We start from the raw sequence: 8,874 nt of genomic DNA, 5'->3' as shown, positions 1-8,874 counted from the left end.
CGTCCTGGACCGCAAAAAGGAAAACCGCCCCCGCCGCTGGAACCGCCAGGCCGCGTCTGCCGACGATGTCGAGGAACATGTCCCAATCGACGTCTTCGCCATGGATGGCGACCGCGCAGTCGACAAGCCAGTCACTGTGGGTGTGGGCGTCGAGGCCGCCATGGGCGATGGCCAGGGCCATGCGATCGGCCGGCGACGGCACGAAGACCGCGACGCCGCTGAATTGTGCCGGGACTGCCCGTTGCCAGATCGCCAGGTCGTCTTCCGCGCTCGTCTGCGACCCGTCATAGCCGAGCTGGTGCAGGTCGATGTCACCGAAACGGCCCTTGAAGAAGTTCATCGACCGCAGCGACGCCAACCGGGTTCGCAGATATTGCGCGCTGACGCCCGAGGCGATCTGCCAGTCGCGATCGCGCAAGATGTCGAAGACGGCAGCCATGTCGCGCGGGCGCACCAATATGTCGATATCATGCGCCACCCGGCCACGCTGCGCCGACGCGTTCAAGGCAATGCGGCTGGCGCCCTTTATCAGCATGATGTCGGCGCCGCCGTCGGCCATCGCCTTCAGCGCCGGCTCGGCCTCGCGCATCGCCATGCGCGACTTCGTCCACAGCATCTTCTGCAGGCCACGAGGCGCGGGTGGGCGGTATGCCCGGCCAGCTTCCTGCCGAACCTGTCGGAGATGGCGGCGAGCAGGCGATGTTCTCGAAACGAAACGAGGTCGATGTCGTTCTCGTCCAGCCAGCGCGCGGCGCAGCCGGCGGCTGCGTCCTCATCGGAGAGCAGCGCCGCCTTTAGTAACAGGTCCAACTGGCCGGTGGGCCACGACCAGCCATAGTCCGGGAAGCGGCGGCCGATGCGGCGAACGGGCCTGGCGTTCAACTGGAACCCGCCTTGTTCTTGGCTCGCCGCTGCATGGCGAGCCTTGCGACCTGGAGATAGCCCCTGTCGCGTGCCGGATCGCGGCCGTAGGAAAGGCTGCCCGGACGGATGCGGCGCAATGCAAGCACGTCGTCGAGCATGGCAAGGACAAGGCCTGCCTCACGAGCACGGGCGATCCAGTCGATCATCTCGCCGCGACCGCCTGGTGGGTCGATGATGGGACCGACGCTCGGCACCACCTCCTGGCGGATCATCATCGTCGTGCGCGACCAGCCCGCTCCACTGGTCGCCTCGGGTAGATCGGGCCTGTCGCCGCGAAACGTCCGCCAGTGCGTAAAGACGCCCGCGGTCCCGGGATGACGGCCGAGATAGGCCAGCTGCTGTTCTATCTTGTCCGGCAGCCACAAATCGTCGGCATCGAGCGTCGCGATGAGCGGCGTCGAGAGTGCCGCAATGCCACGGGTCGTTGCGCTGCCAGGTCCGGCATTGTCCTGCCGCAGCACCGTCACCGGCAGGTTCATCGCATCGATCACCGCAGCCGTATCGTCGGTTGAACCGTCATCGACCACGACGATGGCCTCCGCCTTTGCCGTCTGGGCCAGAACGGAGTTCAGGGCCGCGCCTATGGTGGCCGCCGCGTTGAAAGCCGGAATGACGACGCCGTAGCCTGCCATCAAAGGAACCGCCACTGCGCGAGATCCTTGAAGTCGAAAATCCCCTCCACCCGGCGCAAGCTGGGGTCGGCCTTGCGACGCTTCATCGACTTGTGAATGGCGCGCATGAACTCGCGAAAGGGCACATCGGCTTCCTTGGTCATGTTGCCGGGATGACGCCTGTAATAGAGAGCCACCGTATCGGGCATAACGTATTTTGTCTGGCTCTCAAAGATACGCAACAGATAGTCGGTGTCCTCGGCCTGTTTGAAATCCTCGTCGAAACCACCGGTGCGCTCGATGAGGTCTCGCGCAAAGATCCCGGCGGACAAGTGGATCCCTCGCACGGTGATCGAGTGGCTGTCGGCAGCCGGTTCCAGCGTCTCGCCATCTATCTTGTCTATCAGCGTCATGCGCGAATAGGTCAGGTCGAGGCCAGGATCCTCTTCGAAGCAGGCGAGATCCGCCTTGAATCGCCCTATCGGGGAGATGTCGTCCGAATCGAGAAACGACACCAGACGAGTCTGCGGCAGCAACTGCTTCAGCCCGGCATTGCGCGCTTTGGTGACCCCGCCATTGATCTGCTGGAAAAGACGAATGCACGGGACCTCGTCGATCAACGACCGTACGACGGCTGCCGAGCCATCGGTCGACCCATCGTCGATGACAATGATGTCGAGATCGATGTCTTCGCGCTGCCTGAGCAACGAGCGCAGCGCGAGGCCGACGAATTGTTCGCGATTGTAGACCGGCATGATGACGCTCAGCCTCATCGGCGTCTCCAGCAGCGTTGCGGGCTTGGCTGATCCGACCCGATTGTGTCGAGCATCATAGCATCCGCCAATCGGCGGGGCTCTTCAATTCGAAGATGCCCAGAACCTCTCGCCGTGACGGATCGGCCTTGCGCCGCCGCATCGACTTGTGGATCGCGCGCAAGTGGTTGCGGACCCTGCCGCTATGCTCCCTGGTGACATTTCCGGCGTGGCGTCGGTAGTAGATCGCGACGGCGTCCAACAATTCGTAGTTCGGTCCCGCCTCGAAAACGCGCAGCAGATAGTCGGTATCCTCAGCCTGCTCGAAATCCTCATCGAACTCGCCCGTCCTGTTGACAAGCCCTCTGCTGAACACGGCGGCGCTCAGCGAAATTCCCCGAAGCGTCATCGTGTGGCTATCGACAGCCGGCTCCAGCCGCTCGTCGTCAATCCTGTCAGCCAGCGTCATCAGCGAATAAGTCAGCTCGAGGCCGGGGTCTGCTCTGAAGCGCGCAAGGTCCTTCTTGAAGCGCCCGGCCGGCGAGATATCGTCCGAATCCAGGAATGACACGAACTCCGCATCCGGTGGCAGTTGCCGCAGCCCGGCGTTGCGCGCCCTGGCTACGCCCATGTTGGATTGCTGGAACAGTCGGATGCAGGCGTTTTCGCGCCTCATCGAGCGCACGGCCTCAGCAGAGCCGTCGGTCGAGCCGTCGTCGATGACGATGATGTCGAGATCGGCGGCGTCCCGCTGCCGCACCAGCGAGCGCAATGCCGAAACGACATAGCGCTCACGGTTGTAGACGGGCATTATCACGCTCAGTTTCACGAAGCGCCCCGCGCGAGAAAGTCCGCAATCGTGGCGGCTATCTCCTGTGGCTGCGTCCCCAGCGACAGACGATAGCACGGCAGCAGGCGGGTCAGGTCGCTGAAGAAGCGAAAGCCGCTCTCTCGCTCGCCCGGCATCTGCGCTATGCCGGACGGCGCCAAGGCAATCATGGCATCCCTGCGCGACACCGGCACGATCGAACTTGCCCCGCCTCCGCCGATATGTGGCACCAGCAGCGCAACGATGTCCAGAGTTTCGGGCACCGGCCGAGGCGCGATGTCACCAATGTGAAAAGCATGCTTGCCTTGCCAGTTTAGCGGACCATGCGCCTTCAGCCGGTGCTCCAGCCCAAGCCGCGCGAATCCCTGGGGATCCTGCTTGAGTGTTGAAAACAACGGGCGGGCAGTCACGCGGTTGGAGAGGTCGACCAGCACATAGTCGTCGCCGACGCTGTCCAGCCCGTGGAGAAGGCCGGCTGCGACGGTTCCGGATTTCCCGGCGCCGCCCGCGCCGGCCAGCAGCACGCCCTTGCCCTCGATGCCGAGCGTCCCCGCATGGGCCAGCCGCATGCCACGAGCCGCATATTCCCAATGGAGGAAAGGGCGCAGCGGCGCTCCCGGCTCCCACGGCGGAAAGGCATCGGCCGAGGCCATCAATTGCACGCCAACGCGACGTTGCGGATCATAGAACTGCCAGAAATCCAGGTCGTGGAAATGGTTTCCGCGCAATCCGGCTTCCGCCAGCCGGGTGGCGAAGCCATGCTGCGTGAAGGGTCCCTGGCCCCAACTTGCCGGTGCCGCGATGCCGTCAATACCGGGATGTGCGATGAAGATGCGGCAGATGTCGGCAGGCGCTCGGTCCGGAGCCGTGACAAAGCCGTAAGCGACGGCATCGGCCAACGCGCCGGCGCTCACATGCGCGGTCAGATCCAGATGCGGCAAGCTCACCTTGCGGGTCAGCGGATAATGCGCGGCGCTGCTTTCTGCTTGCGCCAGGACATGACGTGCGTAGTCGGTCAGGTTTTCGAGAGTGACGTTCGGCATGGTCTGCCTGTTCCGGAGCTGTCCGGCAACGAGAACCTGATGGGCGCTTCAGTTGGCCTGCTTCACCGCGGGCCAGCCGAGGGGCTCCTCGACCTCGTGGATGGGATCGACGACAATGAGGTCGGCAAGGTCGTCATGAATGTCGACCTTGAGGGGCTCACCGGCAGCAGCAAGCTGAGCCAGCAATTCGCTGGGAACCGGCCTTGCCACGCCATCGGTTACGGCCGCCAGCAAACCGAATTCGAGCAATTGTGAAACAAAGCCGTCAATCGCGGCGGCATCGAGGGCGCCAATTCCGGTCGCGGCGCCGACCAGTTCGGAGGCAGGCACGCCGGACGACAGAGCTTCCCAAAGTCTGCTGCCTGAATCAGAGAAGCCGAAATATTTGCCCGTGGTCAGGTCAAGAACGACGGCTTCGCCGTCGAAGGATTCAAAGACGATATCCTTGTTGGCAATGGCATAGATGCCGGATTGTCGCATGTTTGCTCCCCGCCGAAGCAGGCCGCGGAGATGATCTTCGGGCCTTACGGTCAACCCTACCGTTGCAGGCGTCTAACCATTTGCTGGGTTTTTGGCAAGATGGCACACAGGCCCGGGCGAGCGCGGATGCAGTCTGCGCGGGCATGGACAGTCTCTGACTGTGCCTGCCGGTCACGCCTCGATTTCAAGCGCCGAAAGCGGCTTCGAGCAACAGGCGAGGATAAAGCCGTCCTCGATTTCGTGATCGAGGATGCCGCCATTGTGGCTCATCTCGACGTCGCCCGCGACCTTCCTCACCTTGCAGGTGCCGCACAGGCCGAACTCGCAGGCGGCGGGAATCCGCACCCCCGAGGCGCGGGCGGTCTGCAGAACGGTCTGGCCGGCGACGCATTCGGCGTCGACATCCGAAAGCGAGAACCGGATCGGTGTCACGGCTTCGGCGACAACGGCGGCGCCGTCTTCCACTGGCGACGCGAACGGCGCCGGGATCTCTTCCACGACAGGCGCCGCAAAGCTCTCCTGATGGTATTTCGTCATGTCGAAGCCGGCGGCCTCCAGCATGCCGCGCACGGCGCGCATGAAGGGATCGGGGCCGCAGCAGAAGATTTCGCGCTCGCGGAAGTCGGGCGCCAGCAATGGCAGCCGGATGGCGTCGATGCGCCCCATATGGCCGAACCAGCCCTCGCGGCTGGAGCGCTCCTCGATCATGAAGCCGAGCGAGAGGCCAGGCATACGGCTGCCGAGCAGTTCGAGCTCCTTGCGGAAAATGATCTCCTCCGGGCGGCGCGCGCAGTTGACGAAGCCGACATCGGTCCATGGCGCGCAGTCGTTCAGCCATCGCAGCATCGACATCATCGGCGTCACGCCGGAGCCGGCCGAAATGAACAGATATTTGGCCGCCGGGTGACTATGCAGCGAGAAGTCGCCGGTCGGCCCATAGGCCTTGACGTGCGAACCGGGCGTCAGATGGTCGAACATCCAGCGCGTACCGGTGCTGCCCGCCTGCGCCTTGACCGTCACCGCGATCGAGAACGGCCGCGACGGCGAGGACGACAGCGTGTAGGTGCGCATCAGCGGCCCGTCCGATGTCGGCAGTTCCAGAGTCACGAACTGTCCCGGTTTGTAGCGGAACCAGGTCTGGTTGTCGGAGCGGAAGGTGAAGGTCTTCACGTCAGGCGCTTCGTCGCTGACGCCGATCACTTCCAGCACCTGCAGCCTGTCGTTCCAGGGCGTCATCTGGTCGAGATGGCGATAGAGGCCAAGGTCAGTCATCGCATTCATCCTCTTGTCCCCTGGGCTAGGCGACGCTGCGCAAGGCCGGCCGGCCGCCTTCGGCAAGGCGCGGCCCGATGAACGACGCGTACCACTCGACGAACTGGATCACGCCGCCCTCATGCAGTTCCGAATAGGGGCCTGGTTCATAGGCCGGCGACAGGATGCCGAAGGCGTTTTCCTCAACGATGCGGCGGTCCTGGTCGTTGGTCTCGGTCCAGACATGGATGAGCTCGGCGAGGTCGTAGTCGACGCCTTCAACTGCATCCTTGTGGACGAGCCATTTCGTCGTCACCGCGGTTTCCGTGGCACTGATCGGCAGCACGCGAAAGGTGACCGCGTGGTCGCCGAGGATATGGTTCCAGGTCGTCGGATAGTGATAGAGCAGCAAGGAACCGATGCGGTCGGTTGAAACGCTGTCGGACAGGTTCTTCTGGACAGCCCGCTTTCCCGTCATGGTGTAGCTGACGGCATCGCGCAGCAGCGGCGCGCGGGTGGCGCGGTACTGCCCTGCCGGATCGATGCGGAATTTGCTCGGCAAGCCTGATGCCTCGCATTTGGCCCAGTGCGCGACCATTTCAGGGTCGCTGTCGGCGCCGTGGACGCCGGTCACGGTCGGAGCCTCGGGGAAGGTCTTGCACAGCTCGGGGTGATTGGCGGCGCAGTGGTAGCACTCGCGGTTGTTTTCCCAGACCAGCTTCCAGTTGCCCTTCTCGACGATCGTGCTCTCGAAGGCGATCTTTGCTTCACGCAACCGGTGCGGCAAAAGATAGGGTTCGATCATCGCCCGCATCGGCGCGAAATCCGCCGGCTCCTTGGCCAGGCAGATGAAGATGTAGCCGCCGACGCTCTCGCAGGCGACCGGCTTCAGGCCGAAATCACTCTTGTCGAAACCGTCGGCCATCTGGCGGGCAAACAGCAGGCGGCCGTCCAGCTCATAGGTCCACTGATGATACGGGCAGACGAGCTTTGCCGCCGTGCCCTTCTCCGTGTTGCACACGCGGCTGCCGCGATGGCGGCAGGAATTGTGGAAGGCATTGATCTTGCCGTGCTGGTCGCGGACAAGGACCACCGGATAGTCGCCGATCTGCACGGTGATGTAGCTGCCTGGCTTCGGCAGTTCGCAATCATGGCCGATGAACAGCCAGTCGCGATACCAGATCAGCTCCATGTCGAGCTTGAAGTAGTCTGGATCGGTGTAGAAGGGCTGCTCCAGCGAAAAGCCTTGCCGGCGGCTGTTCAAGAGCCTCAGCATGTCGTTGCGGATATCCATGTCCTGTCCTCGTTTCTAAGGACTGAACTGGTGGTGATGGAGGAAGGATTGAAACGCAGGCCGGCTGTGTGCCGGACATGCGCTATCCACCTCTTGACCGCCCACCGCGATCAGTCGAGTCTAAAAATCACGGGCTGGTTTCCGGGCTCTGGAGTTGTCCTTGCGGACCATCGCGACACCTTCCCAGGCAGTTGCCCAGTGGTCTCCCGTTGCGACTTGAACTCCACCACCGTTGCGGGGGCAGCGCCGGATTCTGACCGGCTTCCCAATTCTCCGCCTCGTCGTCACGAAGCGGCACCTGAGATGGTACGATCTAACCACGATCGCGAGCGCGCCGTCGGCATGAAAACGACATCGTATCCATGCGGCGCGACACGGCGTGCGAAACGTTGCCGCAGATCGTCGCGGGCCGAAATCTCGCCTCCCGGGCGGCCATTTGCCGGCTGCGATCTTCCCGAATCCGACCCTTGGCGGGGGTCAAAAAAGCCTAACGGTTTCGAAAAGTGACTATTAGCTTGCCCTAAAATCGAACCGAACGGTTCGTTTCTGTTGACGGTGCGTGCAGGACGGTGTGAACGCTGGGCCTTTGAAACAGTCGGTGATCCATCGGATGGGTAAGCCTAACATGCTGATATAAATAAGAAAAATGTACATCTAGATTCCCTTGGCACAATTTCAAGGTGTGGATTCATGGTCCACACGGAACAACTTCGTGATTGGAAAAGACGACGTTGCCCTCCCACATCGGGGCTGTCCGAACGACGCGATTTTATTTCCAAGACACGCCGCTAGACGGACGGAAAAAAGACGATACTGGAGTACCAAAAATGAAAAAGATCATTCTCACTGCCGCAGCCCTTCTGGCCATTTCCGGCAGCGCCTTCGCTGGTAGCGACCACTACGGTTCGAACGCCGCGGCAGCCACTGCTGTCGACAGCTCGTACACCGCTTCGACCAAGAAGTCGGAACCGGCTGCTCAGGCGCCTGCCCAGGGTGCTGACCACAACCTCTTCGGCAACAACTAACAGCCGATTCCCAGTTTCCCGGTCGACGGCGGGCTCGCCCGCCGCCCTGGAAAAATTCAGACATTCAGGAGTATTCAAGATGAACAAGATCCTCATTGCTGCCGCCGCCGTTCTGGCCATCACCGGCAGTGCCTTCGCCGGCAGCGACAACTACGGTTCGAACGGCTCCAACCAGCCTGCCGCCGCGGTGGACCAGTCGTACACGGCTTCCACCAAGACCTCGGAACCGGCTGCCCAGACGCCCGCTCAGGGCAGCGACCGTAATCTGTTCGGTCGCTAATTACCAATTTCGCAACCGACGGCAGCTGTGTCTGCCGTCTGGCGAAATCCAGAATTCAGGAGACTAAAATGAACAAGATCCTTATTGCTGCCGCCGCCGTTCTGGCCATCACCGGCAGTGCCTTCGCCGGCAGCGACAACTTTGGCTCCAATGGTGCCAATCAGCCTGCCGCCACGACTTCGGTCGACAGCACGCGCACCTCTTCGGTACGCAACACCGGTTCGCCGGTTTACAAGCTGCTGAACTCGTCGGGTGACGCCACCCAGAAGTCTGCTCCGCAAGGTGCCGACCGCAACCTCTTCGGCAACAACTAACAACCGAAGTCGATCTCCAAGTCAAAGAGCGGCGGGCCCCGCCCCCCCCCCTTTTTTTCGGTTAAGCCGCC

General features: G+C 62.5%; 12 protein-coding genes and 1 riboswitch. Of the genes, 3 read left to right on the top strand and 9 right to left on the bottom strand.

What is annotated here, in order from left to right; all coding sequences use genetic code 11:
• The 9 genes from EN943_RS31635 to EN943_RS31600 all read right to left on the bottom strand — a co-directional run.
• A partial coding sequence (locus EN943_RS31635; protein WP_245476051.1) for a nucleotidyltransferase family protein occupies window positions 1-595 on the bottom strand: 595 nt, incomplete at its 3' end.
• Complete coding sequence (locus EN943_RS38565) at window positions 565-882, bottom strand: hypothetical protein (RefSeq protein ID WP_245476050.1); 318 nt, start codon at window positions 880-882, stop codon at window positions 565-567. The genes EN943_RS31635 and EN943_RS38565, both read right to left, overlap by 31 nt.
• Window positions 879-1,556 carry a glycosyltransferase family A protein gene (locus EN943_RS31630; protein ID WP_127415958.1) on the bottom strand — a complete coding sequence of 226 codons (678 nt, stop codon included), beginning with the start codon at window positions 1,554-1,556 and terminating at the stop codon, window positions 879-881. Before EN943_RS31630 ends, EN943_RS38565 begins: the two co-directional genes overlap by 4 nt.
• Window positions 1,556-2,308 (bottom strand): glycosyltransferase family A protein, encoded by a 753-nt coding sequence (locus tag EN943_RS31625; RefSeq protein WP_127415957.1) that lies wholly within the window; start codon window positions 2,306-2,308, stop codon window positions 1,556-1,558. The genes EN943_RS31630 and EN943_RS31625 overlap by 1 nt, the downstream gene beginning before the upstream one ends.
• Before the next feature lie 55 nt (window positions 2,309-2,363).
• The gene (locus tag EN943_RS31620; protein ID WP_164778477.1) at window positions 2,364-3,116 is read right to left on the bottom strand and encodes a glycosyltransferase family A protein; all 753 of its coding nucleotides are present in this window, start codon (window positions 3,114-3,116) and stop codon (window positions 2,364-2,366) included.
• Window positions 3,113-4,159, bottom strand: coding sequence for a serine kinase (locus EN943_RS31615; protein WP_127415956.1), 1,047 nt, complete (start codon window positions 4,157-4,159; stop codon window positions 3,113-3,115). Before EN943_RS31615 ends, EN943_RS31620 begins: the two co-directional genes overlap by 4 nt.
• Window positions 4,160-4,207: 48 nt before the next feature.
• Window positions 4,208-4,639: a PqqD family protein gene (locus tag EN943_RS31610; protein WP_127415955.1), complete on the bottom strand. Its 432-nt coding sequence runs from the start codon at window positions 4,637-4,639 to the stop codon at window positions 4,208-4,210.
• 171 nt (window positions 4,640-4,810) lie between these two features.
• Window positions 4,811-5,911 (bottom strand): hybrid-cluster NAD(P)-dependent oxidoreductase, encoded by a 1,101-nt coding sequence (locus EN943_RS31605; protein ID WP_127415954.1) that lies wholly within the window; start codon window positions 5,909-5,911, stop codon window positions 4,811-4,813.
• Window positions 5,912-5,936: 25 nt separating this feature from the next.
• Window positions 5,937-7,184, bottom strand: coding sequence for an aromatic ring-hydroxylating dioxygenase subunit alpha (locus EN943_RS31600; RefSeq protein WP_127415953.1), 1,248 nt, complete (start codon window positions 7,182-7,184; stop codon window positions 5,937-5,939).
• Window positions 7,185-7,298: 114 nt separating this feature from the next.
• A riboswitch (cobalamin riboswitch) is annotated at window positions 7,299-7,501 on the bottom strand.
• 510 nt (window positions 7,502-8,011) lie between these two features.
• On the opposite strand from EN943_RS31600, the gene EN943_RS31595 reads away from it, so the two are divergent.
• The 3 genes from EN943_RS31595 to EN943_RS31585 all read left to right on the top strand — a co-directional run bounded on the left by EN943_RS31595 (window position 8,012) and on the right by EN943_RS31585 (window position 8,803).
• On the top strand, window positions 8,012-8,209 hold the full coding sequence (locus tag EN943_RS31595) for a DUF680 domain-containing protein (protein ID WP_027039902.1): 198 nt from the start codon (window positions 8,012-8,014) through the stop codon (window positions 8,207-8,209).
• Window positions 8,210-8,288: 79 nt separating this feature from the next.
• Window positions 8,289-8,489, top strand: a complete 201-nt coding sequence (locus tag EN943_RS31590) for a DUF680 domain-containing protein (protein WP_027039901.1) — start codon at window positions 8,289-8,291, stop codon at window positions 8,487-8,489.
• A 68-nt stretch (window positions 8,490-8,557) separates the two neighbouring features.
• A complete protein-coding gene (locus tag EN943_RS31585; RefSeq protein WP_127415952.1) occupies window positions 8,558-8,803 on the top strand; it encodes a DUF680 domain-containing protein in 246 nt (81 codons plus the stop codon).
• Window positions 8,804-8,874 lie beyond the last annotated feature (71 nt).

This window comes from Mesorhizobium sp. M7A.F.Ca.US.006.01.1.1 (genome assembly GCF_003997935.1).
Classification (GTDB): Bacteria; Pseudomonadota; Alphaproteobacteria; order Rhizobiales; family Rhizobiaceae; genus Mesorhizobium.
The sequence above is the reverse complement of the archived record's forward strand: the minus strand, read 5'-3'. Positions and strand labels throughout refer to the sequence as shown.